Origin of the sequence: Marinobacter sp., from assembly GCF_044799475.1 — a bacterium.
Taxonomy (GTDB): Bacteria; Pseudomonadota; Gammaproteobacteria; order Pseudomonadales; family Oleiphilaceae; genus Marinobacter.
In genome coordinates this window covers 1,413,860-1,434,134 of the sequence record NZ_CP085217.1, presented here as the reverse complement: position 1 = coordinate 1,434,134, position 20,275 = coordinate 1,413,860, and the positions used below count along the sequence as shown (strand labels likewise).

At 58.1% G+C, this 20,275-nt stretch carries 19 protein-coding genes and 1 tRNA gene; 6 read left to right on the top strand and 14 right to left on the bottom strand.

What is annotated here, in order from left to right:
* Window positions 1-81: 81 nt before the first annotated feature.
* From LG327_RS06690 to LG327_RS06645, 10 genes are all read right to left on the bottom strand, one after another.
* Entirely contained in the window at window positions 82-1,119 is a 1,038-nt protein-coding gene (locus LG327_RS06690) for a threonine aldolase family protein (protein WP_404367531.1), read from the bottom strand.
* Window positions 1,120-1,141: 22 nt separating this feature from the next.
* Window positions 1,142-2,434 carry a Xaa-Pro dipeptidase gene (gene pepQ / locus LG327_RS06685; protein ID WP_404367528.1) on the bottom strand — a complete coding sequence of 431 codons (1,293 nt, stop codon included), beginning with the start codon at window positions 2,432-2,434 and terminating at the stop codon, window positions 1,142-1,144.
* Window positions 2,427-3,341, bottom strand: coding sequence for a LysR family transcriptional regulator (locus LG327_RS06680; RefSeq protein WP_404367525.1), 915 nt, complete (start codon window positions 3,339-3,341; stop codon window positions 2,427-2,429). Before LG327_RS06680 ends, pepQ begins: the two co-directional genes overlap by 8 nt.
* Before the next feature lie 48 nt (window positions 3,342-3,389).
* A complete protein-coding gene (locus LG327_RS06675) occupies window positions 3,390-4,409 on the bottom strand; it encodes an ABC transporter ATP-binding protein (RefSeq protein ID WP_404367522.1) in 1,020 nt (339 codons plus the stop codon).
* Window positions 4,406-5,404: an ABC transporter ATP-binding protein gene (locus LG327_RS06670; protein WP_404367520.1), complete on the bottom strand. Its 999-nt coding sequence runs from the start codon at window positions 5,402-5,404 to the stop codon at window positions 4,406-4,408. The genes LG327_RS06675 and LG327_RS06670 overlap by 4 nt, the downstream gene beginning before the upstream one ends.
* Before the next feature lie 3 nt (window positions 5,405-5,407).
* Window positions 5,408-6,340, bottom strand: coding sequence for an ABC transporter permease (locus tag LG327_RS06665; RefSeq protein WP_404367517.1), 933 nt, complete (start codon window positions 6,338-6,340; stop codon window positions 5,408-5,410).
* Window positions 6,337-7,386, bottom strand: coding sequence for an ABC transporter permease (locus tag LG327_RS06660; protein ID WP_404367514.1), 1,050 nt, complete (start codon window positions 7,384-7,386; stop codon window positions 6,337-6,339). Before LG327_RS06660 ends, LG327_RS06665 begins: the two co-directional genes overlap by 4 nt.
* 80 nt (window positions 7,387-7,466) lie before the next feature.
* Window positions 7,467-9,032, bottom strand: a complete 1,566-nt coding sequence (locus tag LG327_RS06655; RefSeq protein WP_404367511.1) for an ABC transporter substrate-binding protein — start codon at window positions 9,030-9,032, stop codon at window positions 7,467-7,469.
* Window positions 9,033-9,180: 148 nt separating this feature from the next.
* Entirely contained in the window at window positions 9,181-9,912 is a 732-nt protein-coding gene (locus LG327_RS06650; protein WP_404367508.1) for an LrgB family protein, read from the bottom strand.
* Entirely contained in the window at window positions 9,905-10,270 is a 366-nt protein-coding gene (locus tag LG327_RS06645) for a CidA/LrgA family protein (RefSeq protein WP_404367505.1), read from the bottom strand. Before LG327_RS06645 ends, LG327_RS06650 begins: the two co-directional genes overlap by 8 nt.
* Before the next feature lie 176 nt (window positions 10,271-10,446).
* On the opposite strand from LG327_RS06645, the gene LG327_RS06640 reads away from it, so the two are divergent.
* Window positions 10,447-10,523, top strand: a tRNA-Arg gene (locus LG327_RS06640).
* 488 nt (window positions 10,524-11,011) lie between these two features.
* Here LG327_RS06640 and LG327_RS06635 read toward each other — a convergent pair.
* The 4 genes from LG327_RS06635 to LG327_RS06620 form a co-directional block, all read right to left on the bottom strand.
* On the bottom strand, window positions 11,012-11,290 hold the full coding sequence (locus tag LG327_RS06635; protein ID WP_404367503.1) for a hypothetical protein: 279 nt from the start codon (window positions 11,288-11,290) through the stop codon (window positions 11,012-11,014).
* Between the two features lie 144 nt (window positions 11,291-11,434).
* Window positions 11,435-12,010, bottom strand: coding sequence for a DUF6448 family protein (locus tag LG327_RS06630; protein ID WP_404367500.1), 576 nt, complete (start codon window positions 12,008-12,010; stop codon window positions 11,435-11,437).
* On the bottom strand, window positions 11,994-13,319 hold the full coding sequence (locus LG327_RS06625) for an ATP-binding protein (RefSeq protein ID WP_404367497.1): 1,326 nt from the start codon (window positions 13,317-13,319) through the stop codon (window positions 11,994-11,996). The genes LG327_RS06630 and LG327_RS06625 overlap by 17 nt, the downstream gene beginning before the upstream one ends.
* Complete coding sequence (locus LG327_RS06620) at window positions 13,309-13,974, bottom strand: response regulator (protein ID WP_404367494.1); 666 nt, start codon at window positions 13,972-13,974, stop codon at window positions 13,309-13,311. Before LG327_RS06620 ends, LG327_RS06625 begins: the two co-directional genes overlap by 11 nt.
* A 167-nt stretch (window positions 13,975-14,141) precedes the next feature.
* Between LG327_RS06620 and LG327_RS06615 the strand changes: the two genes are divergently transcribed.
* The 5 genes from LG327_RS06615 to LG327_RS06595 all read left to right on the top strand — a co-directional run bounded on the left by LG327_RS06615 (window position 14,142) and on the right by LG327_RS06595 (window position 19,337).
* Entirely contained in the window at window positions 14,142-15,455 is a 1,314-nt protein-coding gene (locus LG327_RS06615) for a ferric reductase-like transmembrane domain-containing protein (RefSeq protein WP_404367491.1), read from the top strand.
* An 87-nt stretch (window positions 15,456-15,542) separates the two neighbouring features.
* Complete coding sequence (locus tag LG327_RS06610) at window positions 15,543-15,941, top strand: PepSY domain-containing protein (protein ID WP_404367488.1); 399 nt, start codon at window positions 15,543-15,545, stop codon at window positions 15,939-15,941.
* A gap of 57 nt (window positions 15,942-15,998) precedes the next feature.
* Window positions 15,999-16,469: a DUF2271 domain-containing protein gene (locus tag LG327_RS06605; protein ID WP_404367485.1), complete on the top strand. Its 471-nt coding sequence runs from the start codon at window positions 15,999-16,001 to the stop codon at window positions 16,467-16,469.
* 22 nt (window positions 16,470-16,491) lie between these two features.
* Entirely contained in the window at window positions 16,492-18,711 is a 2,220-nt protein-coding gene (locus tag LG327_RS06600) for a PepSY domain-containing protein (protein WP_404367482.1), read from the top strand.
* Window positions 18,712-18,782: 71 nt separating this feature from the next.
* Window positions 18,783-19,337: a cytochrome b/b6 domain-containing protein gene (locus LG327_RS06595; RefSeq protein ID WP_404367479.1), complete on the top strand. Its 555-nt coding sequence runs from the start codon at window positions 18,783-18,785 to the stop codon at window positions 19,335-19,337.
* The last annotated feature ends 938 nt before the right edge of the window (window positions 19,338-20,275 follow it).

Here is a 20,275-nt window from a genome sequence, read left to right as displayed (position 1 = left end):
ATTGTTATTCGCATGCCTTAATGCAAGTGCTCTGACGTAATTTTGTGCAATTCGTAGCATCCGGCTCCCACGTGACGCCCATCAGGCCCCGATAACGGCGGCTATATCCGCCACCAACGCGTCGACCCGCTCAGGCGTACTGGACCAGGAACAGACAAAACGGGCCGAATCCCCTCCGATGAAGGTGTAAAAGTTCCACCCTCTGCTCCGGAGCGCTTCCTGGGCGTCGGCAGCCAGCGCCACGAAAACCGCGTTGGCCTGACGGGGAAAGGTCAGCCGGACGCCCTCAATGTTTTTCAGGCCGGCTTCGAGGCGCTCAGCACAGGCATTGGCGTGGGCGGCATTTTTTAGCCAGACATCATTCTTCAGCAGGCCGCACCAGGGCGCGGATATGAATCGCATTTTCGAAGCCAGCTGCCCCGCCTGCTTGCAGCGCCACTCGAAATCTTCCGCCAGCGCACGGTTGAAAAACAGGATGGCCTCGCCCATCGCCATGCCGTTCTTGGTGCCGGACAGGCAGAGCACGTCAATGCCTGCGCGCCAGGTAATGTCCGCAGGCTCCACGTCCATCGCAGCCACTGCATTGGCAAAGCGTGCGCCATCCATGTGAATACGCAGATTATGGCGGTCGGCCACCTCACGAATGGCCTTCAGCTCTGCCAGGCTGTACAGCGTGCCCACTTCCGTGGCCTGGGTCAGGGTGACGACCCGGGGCTTGGGGTAATGGATATCCGTGCGCCGGGTCACCAGCTTCTCGATGCTTTGGGGTGTCAGTTTGCCATTGTCGCCGGTGCCCACCAGAAGCTTGGAGCCGTTGGAGGCATATTCCGGGCCCCCGCACTCGTCGGTCTCAACATGGGCCAGCTCGTGACAGATCACGCTGTGGAAGGACTGGGCCATGGCCGCCAGCGAGAGGGAGTTGGCGGCGGTGCCGTTGAACACGAAAAACACCTCACAGTCGCTGTCAAACCGCTCCCGCAACTGGTCCGCTGCCTCCTGGGTCCAGGCGTCCTCGCCATAGGCGCGGGCGTCCCGCTGGTTGGCGAGAGCCAGGTTTTCCCAGGCCTCGGGGCAAATGCCGGAGTAGTTGTCGCTTGCGAACTGTTCATCATGGGGCATGGAAAATCTCCGGTGTGGCCAGTTACGGCAGCCAGGGGCGGGTGAGATTGCGGGCGGAGGTTTCCGTCACCGCCAGATTGTCCTCAATGCGAATACCACCACAGCCGCGGAGTTCGTCTATCAGACCGGCATTCAGGTGGTGCTTCATGTCCCCTGCCAGCAGGGGACCCAGCAGGAAGGGAATGAAATACAGGCCGGGTTCGATGGTCAGCACCATGGCCGGCTCAAGAGTATGAGTCAGCCGCAGCATGGGGGCGTGAGCCGGTGAAGGCCGGGGCTTGCCACCCACATCATGCACCTGGACACCAAGAAAATGCCCCAGCCCATGGGGAAAGAAGGCGCTGGTGACCCCCTGCTCCACCGCAGCCTCATCGCTGATGCCCCGGATAATTCCCGCTGCCGACAGCAGGGCGGCAATCCCCTGATGCGTGGTCATGTGCAGTTTTACGTAATCCACACCCGGAGCCACTGCTTTGCACAGGCGCTGCTGCAGGGCCTCGAGTCCGGCAATGAGGCCCATAAAGTGTCTTTCGTCAGGCGCTGCCGTGGTGCGGGTAATATCCGAACAGTAACCACGGTACCGGCAGCCGGCATCAATCAACAGGCTTCGCGGCTGTGCCGGGAGCCGGGTGTCGTAATGCTGGTAATGTAGCGTGGCGGCATGCTCATTGAGGCCAATGATGCTGTGGTAGGGCGCATCCACTTCACGCTGAAAAGTGGCTGCCTGATACGCCAGACTGATGTCGAATTCGCTGGCTCCGGCCAGAAAGGCCGCCTTCGCCGCCTCATGTCCCCTGGACGCCATCTCATTGGCCTTCCCGATGCAGGCCATCTCATAGCTGGTCTTGTGGATCCGGGTCTGATCCATCGCAGCCAGAAGCGCCGGGGGATTCTGTTCGCCGGCAACACCGGAGATCAGAGCCGGGTCCCCCACCACCGCCAGCCGCGCCTCTCCGGGTAGGTCCGGAGCGGACTTCTGGTGGCTGCCGTGAACATCAAAGGCCGTGGCCAGGGGCTCAGCCGGCAGATCCGGAGTCGCGTGCCAGAAATCCACTGGGGTATAAAGCCATAGAACCGGTTTGCGCCCGGGGCGGATCAGCAGCCAGCCATGCTCGACACCGGCCAGACCCGTCCAGTGCAGAAAGGGTCCGTAACCCTGATGGTGGTGTGCCTGGTCATCGGCATAGCGCATGGGCGCAGCGCCGGAGCTCACAAGCAGGGCATCGTACTGCTGCTCCTGCAGAACCTGTTCATACCGCTGCTGCAGGGTTTCCAGGTGCTCTTTCTGCAGGTGATCTGGGTGGTTGTCAGTCATAATCAGGGTCCAGCTGGTTCCAGAGATCGGAAATGTCGTTTGACCGGGGGGTTCGCAGCCGGATCAGGCGTATGTTTACGGCGACGTCCCATCTGCCGTCCCCAGCACGCACCAGATGACCGAACTGCTCACTCTTTTCACTCATCCGGCCGGGCAGCCAGCCCATGCCGAAGCCCTGTTTGACCAGAGCCTTGACGCTGGATGACTGGGTGTTCTCGTTCAGTGGCGCCAGGTAAGCCTGGGGGCGGACCCGTTCCAGATGGGCCGCAATGGCTGAAGCCAGAAAGCCCCGGGGATGATAGGCAATCAGCGGTATTGGCTGGTCAGGACTGCCGGGCAGCTCAAACCTTGGCTGGCCGCCATCCTGGCCAATGCTTAAAGGAACCAGGGTCTCCCCGGCAAGATCGAGCCACTGATAGCGGGCCGGATCAAGCCTGTTACGCCAGGGCAGGTGCTCATGCCAGTAACACAGCACCAGGTCACATTCACCGTTATCCAGCCCGTCAAGAAAGTCCTCACCCACCCAGTTGGTGGCGTTCAGGTTGAGCTGAAGCCTCTCCGTGAGACCCGCACCGGCCACCCACTGCGAATAAAAGTGGGAAAACAGCCCCTCGGTGGCGCCGACGCTGATGCGCATGGCAGCGTCTGCCTCCAGCGCGGCAATCCGGTCCCGCGTGTCCCTGACATCCCGGGTAATCCGCTCGCACATATCGAGAAACACCCTGCCTGCCGGTGTCAGCGACAGGGGCAGGGTCTGGCGATTGATCAGGATGGTACCCATGGCGTCCTCCAGCAACCGGATCCGCCGGCTGAAGGTGGGCTGGCTGACGTGCTGAAGCTCCGCGGCACGGGAAAAATGCTGCGTCCTCGCCAGGGCAATAAAATCTTCCAGCCAGCGAACTTCCATGCCTACCTCATTTCCGGACCGTGCCCGCAGGATAGCCTAAAAGAGGCACTAAAGACGCCCCTCTTCGACGGCATGGCAGGCTACCTGGCTACCGCTGTCCGATGCGATCAGCCCTGGCACTTCGCGCCGGCAGCGCTCATTGGCGTAGGGGCAGCGGCCATGGAAAACACAGCCGGAAGGAAGATCAACAGGAGTGGACACCTCACCACTCAGACGGATATGGCTGGCCCCGGAGTCCTCAAGCCGCGGAATTGCCGACATCAGTGCCTGGGTGTAGGGATGCCGTGGGCTGTCGAACAGGGTCTGGGTGTCAGACAGCTCACATACGGTACCCAGATACATGACGGCAACCCTGGTACCAAAATGCTCTACCACTGACAGATCGTGGGTAATGAACAGATAGGTCAGGCCCCGGGACTCCTGGGCATCCATGAGGAGATTGAGCACCTGGGCCTGGATCGATACATCCAGCGCAGAAATGGGCTCATCGGCAACAATGAATTCCGGGTCCACCGCCAGCGCCCGGGCAATGGCGATCCGTTGCCGCTGCCCGCCGGAGAACTCGTGGCCGTAACGGCCACCCCAGTCCGGGTTGATGCCCACAGAATGCATGACCTCATGAATCTTGTCCCGGACCTCTGTGTTTGACATGGCTGGCTGATGGAACCGGATCGGCTCCTCCAGGGTCTGCTGGATGGTCATCCTTGGGTTCAGTGAAGCGTAGGGGTTCTGAAAGATCATCTGCATCTTGCGGCGGTAGGGCAGCAGGGCCTTGCCGTCCAGCTGGTCAATGCGCTCACCCCCGTAGTGGATTTCTCCGCTGGTAGGCGTCAACAGACCCATGACCGTGCGGGCCACCGTTGATTTGCCACAACCGGACTCCCCCACTACGCACAGCGCCTCGCCTTTCTGTACGCCCAGACTGACCCCGTTGATGGCATGAACGTATTCCTGATGCCTCACAATGCGGCCTTTACGAAACCGCAGCTGCTCCAGGAAGTTGCCGGACAGGTCGAAGCGTTTTTCCAGATTGCGGATTTCCAGCAACGGAGCCTTGTGGGCTGTCATGATTTCACCTCCTGCATCTGCCGCTCCTCATCAATAAGCTTGCGCACCTCGTGGCAGGCGACGTTCACGTTGCCGGATGTCACATAATCCGGCATATCCTGGCCGCAGATATCCGTCGCAAACTCGCAGCGGGGATGAAACGGACAGCCGGTGGGAATGTTGCGCAGTGACGGCATGGAGCCGGGGATCTGGTACAGGCGACGGCCCCGCTCCCCCATCTGGGGCAGAGCGTTGATCAGACCCTGGGTGTAGGGATGCTGGGCGTCATTGATGATCTCCCGGGTGGGGCCCTGTTCGATGATGCGGCCGGAATACATCACCAGCATCCGCTGGGTGACCTGGGAAACAATGCCAAGATCGTGGGTGATCAGCATCAGGGCCACACCTTCGCCTTCACAGAGTTCCAGCAGCAGGGCCATGATTTCGGCCTGAATTGTCACATCAAGCGCAGTGGTGGGCTCATCCGCAATGATGATTTCCGGGTCCAGCAGCAGCGCGATGGCAATAATCACCCGCTGGCGCATGCCGCCAGACAGCTCATGGGGATACTGATCCAGACGGGTTTCCGGTGATGGAATATAGACTTTACGCAGCTTCGCCAGAGCGATTTCCCGGGCCGCCTGGGTCGTTATGCTGCGGTGGGCTTTCAGCGCCTCGACCATCTGGGTGCCTATGGTGAGCACCGGATTCAGGGTCATCATCGGATCCTGGAATATCATGGCAATGCGGTTGCCCCGGATCTGACGCAGCTCCCTCTCGCTCATGGCTGCCAGGTTCCGGCCCTCAAACAGGATTTCACCGCCAGCGATGTAGCCTGGCTGGGCAATCAGCTTGAGAATCGAGAAGGCCGCCACCGATTTACCCGCGCCAGACTCACCCACAAGGCCGAGACGCTCTCCCCGATCAAGGGAAAAGCTGATTCCCTGCAGGGCATGGAGATCCCCGCCACGCACGGCGAAGCGCACATCAAGATTTCTTACTTCCAGCAGTGCCATGGCTCAGCCCTTGTAAAGTCTTGGGTTCATTACATCACGCAGCCAGTCGCCCAGCAGGTTGATCACCAGTACCAGCAAAACAAGAACCAGACCCGGGATCAGGGTGATCCACCAGGAGCCGCTCTGGATATAGTCGAACCCGGACTTGATCAGCGACCCCAGGGAGGGCTGGGTTTCCGGCATGCCGAGTCCGAGAAACGACAGTGCCGCCTCGGAAATGATGGCATTGCCGATCTGTACCGTGGAGATGACGAAGATCGGCGACAGGGTATTGGGCAGAATGTGGCGGAACATGATGCGTTTTGTGCGAAACCCCATGACCCTGGCCGCATCCACATACTCCTTTTTCTTCTCCGCCAGCACCGAGGCCCGGACAGTGCGGGCAATCTGGGGCCATTCGGCCACGCCGATGATCAGAATCAGCATGTAGATCGCAATTTCCCCGAACATCAGGCTGCCAAAGCTGGCCTTGAAGACCGCCCCGACGATGATCGCCACCATGAGAGTGGAGAAGGAAAGCTGCACATCGGCGATCCGCATCAGAACCGAATCCACCCGGCCGCCCAGGTACCCTGCCAGCAGGCCAAACAGGATTCCCAGGGTCGCCTGGAGGATCACAGCACCAAAGCCGATCAGCAGAGAGACCCGCGTGCCATAGAGAATGGTCGAAAGAAGATCCCGCCCCTGGGCATCCGTGCCCAGCGGGAATTCAGGATCTCCTCCGGCCATCCAGGCGGGTGGAAGCTCCGAATTCATGATGTCGATCTGGGTCAGATCGTAGGGATCCGCCGGCGCCAGCAACGGAGACATGAAGGCCGCCACCGTGATCAGCGCAAATACCAGGAAGCTGACAACGGCGACCCTGTCGCGCCAGAAGCTGTACCAGAGAAAGGACTCGCGAAAACGGGCCCAGCGGGAAACGGTCGCTGTGGTCATGCCTTCTTCCCCGTCAGTTTGACAGTGGGGTTGACCAGTCCGTAGATCAGGTCCACCAGCGTATTGGTAATGACGAAAATCAGGCCCACCACCATCAGGTAGGACACGATCAGAGGTATGTCGCTGCGGGTGATGGCCTCCAGGAACATCAGTCCAACGCCCGGCCACTGGAATACGGTCTCAGTCAGGATGGTGTAGGCCACCATGACACCGATCTGCACGCCGCCCACGGTAATCACCGGCAACATGGTGTTCTTCAGGGCATGAAGAAAATGGATGCGGCGTGGCGCCAGCCCCTTGGCGTGGGCATAGCGGACATAGTCGCTCTGCAGCACTTCCATCATCTCGGCTCGGATCAGCCGGATAAACAGAGGCAGCATGATGGACGCCAGGGAAACCGCGGGCAGCACCAGGTGCATCAGCCCGTCCTGACTGAAAAAGCCCGAACGCCAGCTGCCAAACAGGTGCACCAGCTCATCACCCCGGCCATAGGAAGGCATGCCGCCATCAGTGGAGAAAAAGTCATTGAGCCACCGGCCCCAGTCGGTGCCGGAGGGAAACCAGCTAACTGTGACGCCAATGGAAAACAGCTGAATCAGCATGATGGCCGTCAGAAAGACCGGAATGGAAATGCCGACCGTGCTTATCCCCATGAAAAACCTGGACAGCCAGGCCCTGGGCCGAATGGCAGCATAGACCCCGATGGGAACCGAGAGCAGTCCAATGATGAGACTGGCCGCAATCACCAGTTCCAGGGTAGCCGGCAGGTGATCGAGGATTACTTCCAGGGTCGGCTTGCCAAAGGAATAGGAAGTTCCCAGGTCGCCCTGTAGAGCGTTGCCGGCGAACCGCAGATACTGAATCGGCAGGGGGTCATCAAGGCCCAGCTCCTCCCGGAGCTTTTCCCGCTCCGCTTCAGATACCGACTGGCCGACCATCTGCTGGAGTGGGTCGCCCAGCCCTTCCTGGATGGAAAAACTGATCACACTGATGACAAACATCACCAGCGCAGCCTGACCTATCCGCTGCACCAAAAAGGCTAACATGAATGAATTCCGGAAATTGGGGTTGGTTGGAACAGAACACGGACCCGGCGGGGATGCCGGGCCGTGACATCAGCGCACTTTCAGTCTTCGATAACCAGGTCACCCAGGTAAGGGAAGTTCATGACATTGAGCACCGGCTCGATAATCACATTCTTCCTGGACGCCCAGGCCAGATCCTGCCAGTGCAGGGGTGCAAAAGCCGCATCATCGTACAGACGCTTCTCGATTTCCTGCAGCATGGCCGTGCGTTTCACCGGATCGGTTTCCGAGTTGGCCTCGTTCACCATGGCATCAATGACCGGATTACAGTAGTTGCCCGCATTGTACTGGCCAATGCCTGTTTCCTCGCTCGGACACATGGTCAGGAACTCGTAGAAGTTCGCAGAATCTTCGGTATCCGCGTGCCAGCCAATCATCATCATGTCCCCGGACCGCTTGTCATACTCGGGCCAGTACTGGGCCTTCGGCAGGGTTTTGAGGTTCACCTTGATGTTGATCCGGGAGAGCATGGACGCCACTGCCTGGGCAATCTTGGCATCGTTCACGTACCGGTTGTTGGGCGCCATCAGGGTAATGGTGAAACCGTCCTCGTAGCCGGCTTCCTTCATCAGGGCCTGGGCTTTGGCAACATCGTAGCGGGGTTTCAGGGTTTCGTTATGGCCCTGATAGCCTGCAGGTGACAGCTGGGCCGCAGGGGTGGCAAAGCCTTTCATGATCTTGGCTGCGATACCTTCCTGATTGATGGCGTGGGCTACCGCCTGGCGAACACGGACATCCTGGAAGGGCTCAAAGCGCTTCTGATTGAGCTGGAAAAGGATGATGCGGGTGCCGCTCATGGTGACCAGGCTGGCATCGGGATCCTGCTTTATCCGCTCAAGATCGGTGGGAGGAACCGGAGCAATGAAATCCACGCCGCCGGACAGCAGAGCCGAGACCCTGGTGTTGTTTTCCTTGATCGGCGTCAGAACCACCTTGCCCACATTGCCCGGGGAGTTCTCATCCCAGTAGTCAGCAAAACGCTCGAACTCGACCCTCACTCCCTGCTGCCGGGACGTTACCCGGAAAGGGCCTGTGCCGGACTGGTTCCGGGAAGCAAAGGTGCTGCCCTGCTTGCTGATCTCGCTCTTGTCTCTGCCCTCTTCGTCCGTGCCGGAGTAGAAGGCCTTGTCCATCGGGAAAATATAGGTGGCAGCATTAAGGGCCAGAGGATAGGCCTCACTGGTGACCAGCTCAAACGTATGGTCATCAATTACTCTCAGCTCAGTGAAAGGCTTGAAAATGCCCTTGTAATCCTGGCTCTGCTTGAGGCGGTCAAAGGTAAATCTGACGTCTTCGGAGGTGAGCAGGTTTCCTGAATGGAACTTGACGCCTTCACGGAGATGAAACCGCAGGGTTCTGTCGTCGATCCGCTCCCAGCTCTCGGCAAGCCGGGGCTCAAACTCCAGATTCCTGGTCCAGCGCAGCAGCGGATCAAACGTCATGTGAGACAGCTGCACCACCCCTCCGGACAGCTGCTCGTGAATATCCAGTGTCACCGGGTCGGCATCATATGCCATTTTCAGTTCCCTGTTCGCCTCGGCAGAGGAGGCAATGGGTGCAACAGCAAGCACCATACAGCCCGCAAAAGCAGTCAAAAGTTTTTTCATGACTATTCCGTCGCTCTTGTAATTGAATTTTTCGACCGGCACACAGCAGCTCATGGCTCCCTGTGCGATGCTGAACAAAGTTAGTGTGACCGGGGGTAATGAGCAATCGAAATAACGACATGGCCTCATGCGCGGGATGAATCAGCGTTCAGGGAACGAAAACACTGAACGCCAGCGGCAGCATCAGGGCGGTGAACAGGCCGGTCAGGCCCATTCCCAGAGAAGCGAAGGCGCCGGCAGCAGGACTGATCGCAAAGGCCCGGGCAGTACCGATGGCATGACCATTCAGGCCCAGGGCGAAGCCCAGGATGCGGTCATCGACAATCCCCAGCCAGCGGCCCAGTCCATCCACACAGAGGGTGGCGAGCACACCGGTCACCAGCAGCCCGCCCATCATCAGCGAAACAGAGCCGCCAAGCTGTTCAGTAATGCCAATGGCGATAGGTGCAGTCACAGATTTGGGCGCCACCGAGGCCAGCACCTCGGGAGAGGCACCGAACAGAGCTGCAAACGCCAGGGCATAAACCGCCGCCAGGGTGGCGGCCACTGGCAGGGTCACCAGAATCGGACGCCAGAGCGCACGAATATGATGCATCTGCTGATACAGCGGCACACCCAGCGCCACCGTTGCCGGACCCAAAAGCCAGGTCAGCCACTGGGCCCCCTCACGGTATTGGCCAAACTCCAGCCCCAGGACCAGCAGAAAGGCACTGAGCAAAAATGCAGAAAGCAGCACAGGCGGGCACCAGATGGGCTGGCGCAGCAGCCGAAAACCCCGCTCTCCGACAAAAAAAGCGGCCAGGGTGAGAGCCACCGCGAGCATGGGAAGGCCGGACAGCTCGTCCACCAGAGCCCTGAAGCGCAACCACAGGTCACTCATCGGATGTCTCCGCACCTTGGCGGCTCACCAGCGCGCGCATCAGCAGAAGCGTAGTCAGAACACTGAGCAGCGTCCCCACGCCAAGCGCGACACCCACCGCCAGCCACTGGCCAGCGAACTCGTCTGCGAGAAAGAAAACACCCACCACGCCCGGCATGATCAGCAGTACCAGCACACTGATCAAAGCCTGGCTGGCACCGGCCAGGCCCTGCCCGATCTGCCCGCGCAGCATCAGCATCAGGGTCATCAGAGCCATGCCAATCACTCCACCGCTCACCGGCAGCACAAACAGATGCTGCAGGGCTTCACCCAGCAAATAGAAGAGCGTCAGACTCAGAAAACCGCGCAGAACTGCCATGAACCGCCTCAGTTGAATACCGGGAAACAATGGATACCGGGAAGGCTAACCCGGAACGGCACGGTGCACCACGCCAGCAACACAAAAGCCCGACATTCACCGCGAGGGGCTGGACAGACGCAGGCGTCACACGTAAGATTGCGCACTCGAAATTGACGCACCGCTGTCGGTTTCATGCGCCCGTAGCTCAGCTGGATAGAGCGCTGCCCTCCGGAGGCAGAGGTCAGAGGTTCGAATCCTCTCGGGCGCGCCATCTTTCATAAAAAACCCCGCCACAGTGCGGGGTTTTTTATGAAAGATTGTTTGCCGGAGCGATTTGATGAGAACCTCAGGTTCGACAAATCACGAACGCGATTTGGGCGCCGCAGCAAAGCGAAGGCGGGGCAAAGCCCCGAAGATCGCCCACAGGGCGATCTGAGTCCATCCTCTTTTGTCAGGTCTCCAACCACGGCCGACCTGAGCGCAGATCCTTTTTTATTTCCTGTGTCCAAATTGTGTCCAGGGTCTGTCCGAGGCTTTGGCCCGATAGTTTTAGAGTGAAAAATTTTGACCTTTGCCTGCAAAAACCGCCCTGCTGAACTCCCGGAGGCTTCATCGATCCGAGTGTCGTGGCCTCAAATTTCTGGGTCCGACCGGCGCTATGAACCCGTATTTCACCAGCGCCTTCTGCTTCGCATCCTCGTTCAAATCAAAGAAAGCAAGGCTAGCTGAACAGCCTTGCTAGCAGTGTTGCAATATGGTTTATATGAGGTGACCTGCCTGGAGAGCCGCCATGTTCTGCTCCATGTTTATCATAATTGCCAGCAATGGCAGGGTACCCTCAGGAGGTTGGGTGATCTGAAAGGGGATACCAGTTCTCTGTCTCAGCCCGTCCGATTGGTTGTTTCCCTTTTCTTCCTTCGAGTTGGTTGCGTGAGCATTTTGCTCGTCCGTTTGGGCATTGGCAGGGCCACTGGCCCCGGACCCGGCCATGAGAACAACGAGCAATGCGCCAAGGCTTAGTGAGTAGAACCGTTTCATCTTTGAATCCTCCTGATCGTGCGTCATCTAGCTGGACTGGAACGTTAAGCTGTTCTTTCAAGATAATTTAAATCGTTGAGGGGCGACAGCATAAGGCAGTGCTTTGTAGCAATGTGCCCCCCTTACCACTCGGATTGCCTTCCCCTAAGTCGGAGTTACCTTTCTCAGCCGGCACGGACTGCGTTTGTACTCAAGAGAGGCTTGGTGCCCTCCTCCCCCTGCGGCACCATGTACGCCTTCGACGTAATGGATGTAGTTGACGTAGTCAGTGACGAAGTCGCGGCCTTTCTCTACGCTCTGATCGGCACGGGTCCGGGCGCGGCGCGCCTCCTCGTATCGTTCACGAATACCGTCTTCGGTCTTGCCGGTGATGTTCTCGACCAGGCGATCGATCTGTCCGGGCGGCTTGATGCCGGTATACGGCGCACCTTCGGAGGCACGATGCACCTTCACGAGGGTCGCGTACAGATAGAGCGTCCCCGCTTGCAGAAGTCCGAGGAGAGTCCCAAGGCAAGCGATGTCAGGATACTCAAGCGCAAGTCCGCTTCCGTACAGAAAGATCTCACCTAGCCAGGCAGCGAAGGAGACCAGTGTAGCGACCAGGAGCCGATTGCTGACAAGACGGACGTTGAAGGGAAGCAGCAGGAAAACGGCCAGACTCAGTGACTGAATGATGCTCGTCAGCAGCAGAAGTCGGTAAGTGTCAGGTACATGCCACATCCAGCTCCGCTTCAAAGCCGTCCTGCCGCCCGGTTGCCGGCGAGCGCAAATGCAACGTCATGCCGGCACCTGTGGCAATCGCGTCCGCAATAGCCAGGCCCAGGCCGGAACCGGCGGCATCCGTTTTTGAGCGTGCAAACCGGTTTCGCAACAGGACGAGTTGTTCTGGTGGCACGATGTTACCGCCATTGCTTACCTTCAACGAACCATCATCGGACATGGTGACCGCCACGGGCTGTTTCCGGGAGCCATGTTTGAGTGCGTTCTCAATAAGGTTGCGTACCAGGATGGCAAAGGTGTCTGGGTCCAGAAAGGAGTGCACCTCACTCTCTGGCACGCTCAGAACAATCCTCCCGGGTACCTGTCTCTCAAAATCCCCAACAATCATCGTCAGTATTGGCACAAGGTTATGCCGGGTTTGCGATGTTGCGCCGCCTCCTTCTGCCTTCGCCAGTTCGAGCAGCTTCCCGGTCAGTAGCGACAGGCTGCGCAGGGTTTCCTCAATCTCGCCAACATTGTTCCTGAGTTGGTCGCTCTGTACCTGGGTCTTCAGCCGCTGCACTTTGGCAAGTGCTGTTGCCAGGGGGGTCCGCAATTCATGGGCACTGTTGGCGGTAAAACTTCGTTCTGTCTCAAGAGCACGTTGCAAGCGCTCCAGCAACCGGTTGACGGCAACGGCGATCGGCTCAAATTCTGCTGGTAACTGCTCCCTCTCAACGGGAGAGAGATCTCCTGCACCCCTGGATTCTATCGATTGCCTGAATTCGACCACCTCGCGCAGGGAAAGCCGGACAATCCACCAGACACCCATAAGGCTGATCGGGATCAGGATGATCAGAGGCACCAGCAATGCCAGCCCCGCCTCCAGAGCGGATTCGCGACGGTGAGCCAGGGGTTCGGCTACTTCAATATAGACGGTATCGCTGACGGCAGACGCGCCGTATATCCGGTGCGTCGGTGTGTTTGAAAAACCTTCCTGTGGCAGTTTTCCAAAAACGCCGGGATCGGCATCGTGCGACTGGAGCAGAAGGTTGCCCTTTTCGTCCCGGACCAGGTATGTGAGGTATTCGTCATGGTCTTTAAGAGAAGGGGCTGTTTGATTCCCCGTGCCATTTTCCCGGTTCAGGATGTCGGTAACGGCCAGCGGTAGAATTCGTTGGGCCGTTTCCTGAAGGGCACTGTCAAACACCTCGTTCATCTCGTGCTGGGCCACCAGTCCGGAAGCGGTAACACCCAACAGCCAGAGAAGGGTGACGCCAAGTGTAAGGCCGATGCTCAGGCGTTTCTGTAAGCTGGTTCTATTGGTCATGTGTGTCCAGGCGATAGCCCATGCCCCTGACGGTTATGATGGCATCCTTTCCCAGTTTTTTACGCAAACGGCTGATATAAACTTCAATGGTGTTACTTTCGATTTCCGCCCCGAAGGCGTAGAGACGGTCCTCCAGCTGCGATCGCGATAACAACATTCCAGGGCGTTGGATGAAGCCCTCGAACAGGGCCCATTCCCTGGCAGTAAGCTCCACCGGCTCACCGTTGCGCCTGATGCGGTGACCACCGAGATCCACCTCCAGATGCCCCACGCGTATCAGCGGGCTCGGATTGCCTCGGTAACGACGGGCAACGGCAGCCACACGAGCCGATAACTCGGAAAGATCAAAGGGCTTTACCAGATAGTCATCGGCACCGGCGTTCAGCCCTTCAATCCGGTCAGACACCTGATCTCTGGCCGTAAGGATGATGACGGGTGTCGTGTGTTTGGTTGTCCTCAGCTTTCTCAAAAAATCCAGGCCATGGCCGTCCGGCAGGATCAGGTCAAGCAGAATAAGGTCGTAGGCGATTGTCTGAATACTGGCTTCAGCAAAGTTCAGTGTTTGCGCCCAGTCCACCGCGTGGCCGTCATCGGCGATCTGATCCCGCACCGCCTCACCAAGCCCGACAGTATCCTCAACCAACAGTACCCGCATCGTTCGCCTCTATTCCAGCCCTGGGAGAAAGATACTACAGCCGGAAGCTGACAGCAGCCTGAATGGCGTTGAACCTTGCCCTGGCACCTCACCGACCTTCAGCTGGCTGTCAGGTTCGGACGCTAGTCTGGCCCCAAGTATTTCAGGATCTGGTCGGAGGAGATGTCATGATCCGGATAATTTTACCTTTCATTGTGCTGGTTGTGGGCCTCTGGAGCTGGAGTCTCGCCGCAGGTCCAGGGGCCGGTTCGCCCTGGGCGGTCTATGAACAGAGCCTGTTACTGAGCGGGTGGTTAGCCATCGCGTTGATGTCGCTGACCATGATGCTGGCATTGCGCCCGGCCTGGTTGGAAAGGCCGATGGGCGGACTGGACAAGATCTATCACACCCATAAATGGACCGGTATCCTGACGGTGGTATTTGCTGCTGCTCATTGGCTGATTGAAATGGGTGATGATGTTATCGAGTCGGTTTTCGGCGAAGCGGGGGAGCAGCACGAGCCCCATTATTCCGGGTTTATAGAGATGATGCGCGACGCCGCCGAAGACATTGGCGAGCTCGCCATTTATCTGTTGTTCGCCATGTTGCTGATTACCCTGTGGCGCAAGTTCCCCTACAAATACTGGCGCTATCTGCACCGGTTGATGCCCGTGCTTTACCTGTTGCTTGCTTTCCATGCGGCCTGGCTCGCTCCGCTGCAGTGGTGGCAGCAGCCGATTGGTATGCTGATGGCCATTCTGCTGCTGGGAGGCAGCATCGCCAGCGGGCTTTCCCTGGGCGGCAGAGTTGGCCGTCGTCGTCAGGTTCGCGGCACGATCACCGGTATCAGCACCCTGGCCCGGGATGTCACCGAGGTTACCTGCGATTTGGGGCCGGCATGGCCCGGACACCGTGCAGGGCAATTTGCGTTTGTAACCTTTAACACCGTCGAAGGCGCCCACCCGTTTACCATTGCCAGTGCTGACCAGGGAAATGGCACTGTCACATTCCTCATTAAATCGCTCGGAGACTTCACCCGTAATCTCAGTGACAAGATCAACATGGGGCAGACCGTGAAGATTGAAGGGCCTTACGGCTGTTTTGATTTCGACCGACGAAACCGTAAGTTCCATCAGATCTGGATTGCTGGTGGCATCGGTGTGACACCGTTCCTGGCCTGGCTTGAGGCAATTGATCCCAGCACAGTGACCGCGCCGGAGGCAGACCTTCACTACTGCGCCCGAAATGCCAGCCAGGATCCCATAGTGGAACGACTACGGAAGCTTTGCTCGCGCTTTGACCGCATCAATCTGCAGGTTCACGACAGCAGCAAGGGCGAGAAGCTCTCACCAGAAAAGCTGGCTACCGACGGGCGTTCTGCCGCAGGCGCGGAAGTATGGTTTTGCGGCCCGGCAGGGCTGGGACGGACCATCCAACAGGGGTTGTGGTCAGCGCCCTTCCGCTTGCGGCGATTCCACAAAGAGGAATTCCAGTTCCGCTGATCCTCAGTAATCCAGACCGGCCCCGTTCAGGCCAGTGTCAGGAAAACCTCATAAAGTGGTCATTGTGGATTCAACAGGAGACATTTCATGAAGACCAAACCCGTGATTTTGAGCCTCTCTTTATTGTTGGTGGGCACTCCGCTGCTGGCTGACGATGACTGTGATGATCCGGTGGCCAACTGGCAGCCCCGGGAAAACCTGCGCCAGAAACTGGAAGCTGAAGGCTGGACGGTGTACCGCATCAAGGTGGATGACGGTTGTTATGAGGTGAAAGGTCTCGCCCCGGAAGGGTTTCGGGCAGAGGCGTCCTATGCACCGGCCTCCCTGAAATTGATGGAACTGGAGCGGGAAGAAGACGATGACGATGATGAGGACGACGATAACCGTTATGGAAATCAGAGACAAAAAGGTGCTGAGGCCAATGGCCAAAGGCCGGCTCCCAGCAATGGCATCGTAAAGGGTCGCCCCAGCGTAACGGTTGAATAATCCGGCGTTTCTTTCTGTCTACTTTTTCGCGGTTCACGTTTTTACCGGAGAGACTGTATGAAAAAGCTCTTTTTTGCTCTGGGCCTGGCAATAGCCGTTGCCTTGCCCGCGCTTGCCCAGGCCCGTGAAGTAACCTTCACGACCGAATTGCTCAACTATGGCGGCGATGGCGCCTATCTGGCGCTTTACCTCACGGACGCTTCCGGCAGATACCAGGGTACGCTCTGGGTCGCAGGCAAGAAATCCAAATACTACAAGCACCTGACCGGCTGGGCCCGTGGCAGCAGGCTGGACCCGGCGGAGTACGATGGCCTGACCGGAGCCAGCATAACCAGCGGGCGAACCCTGAAAATCACTCTTGACCTGGATGATGCCCTGATTGACAGCGGCCACGAGATCCGTATCGACACCGCCGTTGAGGATATACGGGATAATCGGGCGGACATCGCGGTACCACTGACCAGCGAAGGTGCCGGCAAACCGGTCACCGGCCGCGGCTATGTTCGCTCCTTCCGGTACGATTTCTGAGGGACTGGCAGGAGCCAAGGTGATGTTACGACAATTGCACGGTTTACCGGGTCTGCTTGCGGCCTTGTTCCTGATGTTACTTGCCGTCACCGGAGCGGTTCTGGCCCTGGCGCCCGCCATGGACAGAGCGTCAGCGGTAATCCCGCCCGTCGGCGAAGTGAGCGTGGCAGAGCTGGCAGGGCGTGTGGTGGATCATTACCCGGGAACCGAACAGATTGTACGCGGCCCTTCCGGTGGAGTAATCGTATATTACAGCCGGAACGGCCAGCCCGGAGCCGATCTGGTCAACCCCCTGACCGGGGAAGGCATTGCACCCTACGAACCATCGGCGTTATTCACCTGGGTCAGGGATCTGCACCGCTCCTTTCTGCTGGATGACACAGGCCGGATGCTGGCTGGGGTGATGGCCGCAGTCATGCTGCTTCTCTGTATTTCCGGAATTTTTCTGCTGGTCCGTCAAACCGGTAGCTGGACAGCATTACTACGGCCGTTACCCGGTTCCGGCGGCAAACGCATCCATGCCGAACTGGCACGGTTTGCTGTTCTGGGATTGCTGCTGCTGGCATTGACCGGCAGTTATATGTCCGCGCAGCGGTTTGGCTTGCTGCCGGGAGTTTCCGAAATCGGGCCAGCATTTCCCGCTGAGGTCACCGGCGGCCAACCGGCGCCGGTGGCCACACTGGACGCCCTCTCGAAAGTTGATCTCACTGAACTGCGGGAACTGGTGTTTCCCTATCCTGATGACCCCCAGGATATCTATTCCCTGACAACCCGCGGCGGTTTCGGGTTTGTTGATCAGGCAACCGGGGAGCTGCTGAAGTACCAGCCGCGCTCAGAGGATGGCGTGATCCAGCAGTGGATCGTCAGTTTGCACACCGGCGAGGGGCTATGGTGGCTGGGCCTGATTCTGGGAGCGACTGCGCTGACCGTACCAGTGCTCTCGGTAACAGGAATAACAATCTGGTGGCGGCGTCGTCGGGCGCTGGAGCAGTTGCCGGACAATGCTAACGTCTCTCAGGCTGAGGCCGTAATCCTCGTCGGTTCAGAAGGCAATACCACCTGGGGGTTTGCCCGCGCGCTCCATGCCAGCCTGAATCAGATCGGTCTTCGGGTGCATTGCAGCGAGATGAACGCCCTGGCGGACCATTACCCACAGGCATCCATGCTTTTTGTACTGACCTCGACCTATGGTGACGGCGATGCGCCGGCATCGGCCCGGCGATTTATCGCCAGGCTCAGTGAGTTCAGGGAGGAGAAAGCTCTGAAATATGCTGTGTTGGGTTTTGGCGACAGGCAGTTTCCGAACTTCTGTCAGTTTGCACTGGATGTGGATGCGGCGCTCGCCAGCAAAGGGCTGAGCCGTTTGCATAGCGTTGAACTGATTAATCGGTGTTGCGCGTCGCAATTCAGCGAGTGGGGCGACAAGATCAGTGAGCTTATCGGGACTCCGTTTTCGTTGATCTACGATCCGTTACCGCCGCGCACGGTAAAACTGGAGCTTGTGGAACGGGCGGATTACGGTCTCGCGGTGCAGGCGCCTACCAGTATTCTTCGTTTCGAGGCGGCCGAGCAGCGCGGGTGGCCGAAGTTTCTCCCCCGGGCCCGCAAGGCTCTGCCCTCGTTCGAAGCTGGCGATCTTCTTGGTGTTATACCTCCTCAGGGGCAGGCCGCGCGATTCTATTCTCTGGCGTCCTCGTCTGCGGACGGTGTGCTGGAGATATGCGTCCGCAAAAAACCTGGTGGTATCTGCTCCGGCTATTTGCATGATCTGAAGCCGGGCGACCGTATTGATGGTTTTCTCCGCCACAATCCCGACTTTCGACCAGCAACCGGTAACACCCCGGTCATTCTGATCGGGGCCGGTGCCGGAATTGGCCCATTGACCGGGTTTATCCGGAAAAATACCAAAGGTAACCCGATGTACCTTTATTGGGGCGGACGCAATTCGCAATCGGATTTTCTGTATCAACCGGAGCTGGGGCGCTACCTTGAAGACAATCGGCTGACCGGGCTGAATACCGCTTTCTCTCGATCTGATGAGCGCGCTTATGTTCAGGACAAGCTCAGGCAGGATGAGATCGCCGTGCGCCAGATGGTCAGGACCGGAGCTCAGATTCTGGTCTGTGGCGGCCGGGATATGGCCGAGGGGGTAAAGCAGGTCATTGAAGAGATTCTAAAGCCCTTACCGGTGGATGTGGAAACACTCAGAGCGGAGGGGCGCTACCTGGAAGACGTTTATTGATGGAAGACCATACGAATATCAACGACTACGGGGTGGCCGGCAGCTACCCAGCTACTCAGTAAGGAGAAAGGATGAACGCACCGCGCAGCTACTCAGGCATCTCAACTCTCAATCACTGGATCACCGCCCTGTTGGTTATCGCCATGCTCGTGCTGGGTTTCGTGGCCGGCTACGCACCTACCGAAAACGCAGGGAGCTACATCATGGGCGTACACATCGCCTTGGGATTCTTCGTTTTCTGGTTCATCCTCTGGCGGGTGGTCTGGCGGCTCCATGAAGGCTTTCCGCCCAATCAGGGGCGCACACGATTTGAGCACCTGGCAGCTTACTGGATACACAGGCTGATCCTTCTGGCCCTTGTTTTCCAGGTGATCACCGGACCTCTGTATATTTTCACGGAAGGCGAGGCCATGGATGTCTTTGGCTGGTTCAGTGTTTCTCTGCCACTGGAATCGCTCGGGGTACTGCACGAGCCAGCTGAAATCGTGCATATCTACCTGGGTAGCTACGTGTTGCCCATTATCATAGGTCTTCATTTTCTGGGAGCGGCCAGACACTACCTGACAAAGCGCCAGGAGACACCCGCGGATCTGTCCCCTCTTGAGCAAGGACGAGGAGACTTCTAAGTCGGCTTTGAAGCTCAACTTATTCCGTCAGCGACTCTGTGCATCCACATAATACTGAGCTCGGTATCACCCGGCGGCTACTTTTACACAGGACGATCCACTGGCATCAAAACGTCCGCCGGGGAATTCCGGTGAACCGGCTCTACCGTTAACTCACGGAAACAATTGAAAGAGACCAACGACCTCATCGTTGTCCGATTTCCGGACACTCGTTACCTAACAGTTGCAGACGAACCAGGGAGCGTAAAATACAGAGGACCAACGGCAAAAACCGGTTTGGGGCACCGATCAAATGTCCGCTTTCCGCACATCCAGCTCCTATCAGTCTTGTGCCCCAAATCGGCCTAAATCTGTCAAGATACTGATATATTGGGGTTTTTACATCAATAGTTTTTGGAGCAAGTAATTGATCATGCGGGTTTTTGGTCCATTAAGACCACTTGCTATCGGGTAGTAGCGGCGCTCTCCGGAGGCAGAGGTCAGAGGTTCGACAAATCACGAACGCGATTTGGGCGCCGCAGCAAAGCGAAGGCGGGGCAAAGCCCCGAAGATCGCCCACAGGGCGATCTGAGTCCATCCTCTTTTGTCAGGTCTCCAACCACGGCCGACCTGAGCGCAGATCCTTTTTATTTCCTGTGTCCAAATTGTGTCCAGGGTACGTCCCACACTTTCAGAACCGTCTCTTCGAAACCGAGCTTCTGATCTTTGCGCCCGTCCTTAAAATCACGCCCTGTATCGGGTGCTCGCCAATTGTTGCGATCATCATGAATTACGTGAAGCGCGGCGCAATGACCAATCCGGTCATGCAGTCACACCTCAAGTGGCTGATTTAAATGATCATTAGCGGCTGGCGGGCTATCCATGACTGACAGTCAGCTATGCCTGCCCGTGTCCAATTCCACCAAAGACCATTTTTGCTACAGAGCTTCCTCGTTAAC

Coding starts and splice junctions, on each gene's coding strand:
- LG327_RS06690 (WP_404367531.1), bottom strand. CDS start 1,119: ATGCCCCATGATGAACAGTTCGCAAGCGACAACTACTCCGGCATTTGC.
- pepQ (WP_404367528.1), bottom strand. CDS start 2,434: ATGACTGACAACCACCCAGATCACCTGCAGAAAGAGCACCTGGAAACC.
- LG327_RS06680 (WP_404367525.1), bottom strand. CDS start 3,341: ATGGAAGTTCGCTGGCTGGAAGATTTTATTGCCCTGGCGAGGACGCAG.
- LG327_RS06675 (WP_404367522.1), bottom strand. CDS start 4,409: ATGACAGCCCACAAGGCTCCGTTGCTGGAAATCCGCAATCTGGAAAAA.
- LG327_RS06670 (WP_404367520.1), bottom strand. CDS start 5,404: ATGGCACTGCTGGAAGTAAGAAATCTTGATGTGCGCTTCGCCGTGCGT.
- LG327_RS06665 (WP_404367517.1), bottom strand. CDS start 6,340: ATGACCACAGCGACCGTTTCCCGCTGGGCCCGTTTTCGCGAGTCCTTT.
- LG327_RS06660 (WP_404367514.1), bottom strand. CDS start 7,386: ATGTTAGCCTTTTTGGTGCAGCGGATAGGTCAGGCTGCGCTGGTGATG.
- LG327_RS06655 (WP_404367511.1), bottom strand. CDS start 9,032: ATGAAAAAACTTTTGACTGCTTTTGCGGGCTGTATGGTGCTTGCTGTT.
- LG327_RS06650 (WP_404367508.1), bottom strand. CDS start 9,912: ATGAGTGACCTGTGGTTGCGCTTCAGGGCTCTGGTGGACGAGCTGTCC.
- LG327_RS06645 (WP_404367505.1), bottom strand. CDS start 10,270: ATGGCAGTTCTGCGCGGTTTTCTGAGTCTGACGCTCTTCTATTTGCTG.
- LG327_RS06635 (WP_404367503.1), bottom strand. CDS start 11,290: ATGAAACGGTTCTACTCACTAAGCCTTGGCGCATTGCTCGTTGTTCTC.
- LG327_RS06630 (WP_404367500.1), bottom strand. CDS start 12,010: ATGTGGCATGTACCTGACACTTACCGACTTCTGCTGCTGACGAGCATC.
- LG327_RS06625 (WP_404367497.1), bottom strand. CDS start 13,319: ATGACCAATAGAACCAGCTTACAGAAACGCCTGAGCATCGGCCTTACA.
- LG327_RS06620 (WP_404367494.1), bottom strand. CDS start 13,974: ATGCGGGTACTGTTGGTTGAGGATACTGTCGGGCTTGGTGAGGCGGTG.
- LG327_RS06615 (WP_404367491.1), top strand. CDS start 14,142: ATGATCCGGATAATTTTACCTTTCATTGTGCTGGTTGTGGGCCTCTGG.
- LG327_RS06610 (WP_404367488.1), top strand. CDS start 15,543: ATGAAGACCAAACCCGTGATTTTGAGCCTCTCTTTATTGTTGGTGGGC.
- LG327_RS06605 (WP_404367485.1), top strand. CDS start 15,999: ATGAAAAAGCTCTTTTTTGCTCTGGGCCTGGCAATAGCCGTTGCCTTG.
- LG327_RS06600 (WP_404367482.1), top strand. CDS start 16,492: ATGTTACGACAATTGCACGGTTTACCGGGTCTGCTTGCGGCCTTGTTC.
- LG327_RS06595 (WP_404367479.1), top strand. CDS start 18,783: ATGAACGCACCGCGCAGCTACTCAGGCATCTCAACTCTCAATCACTGG.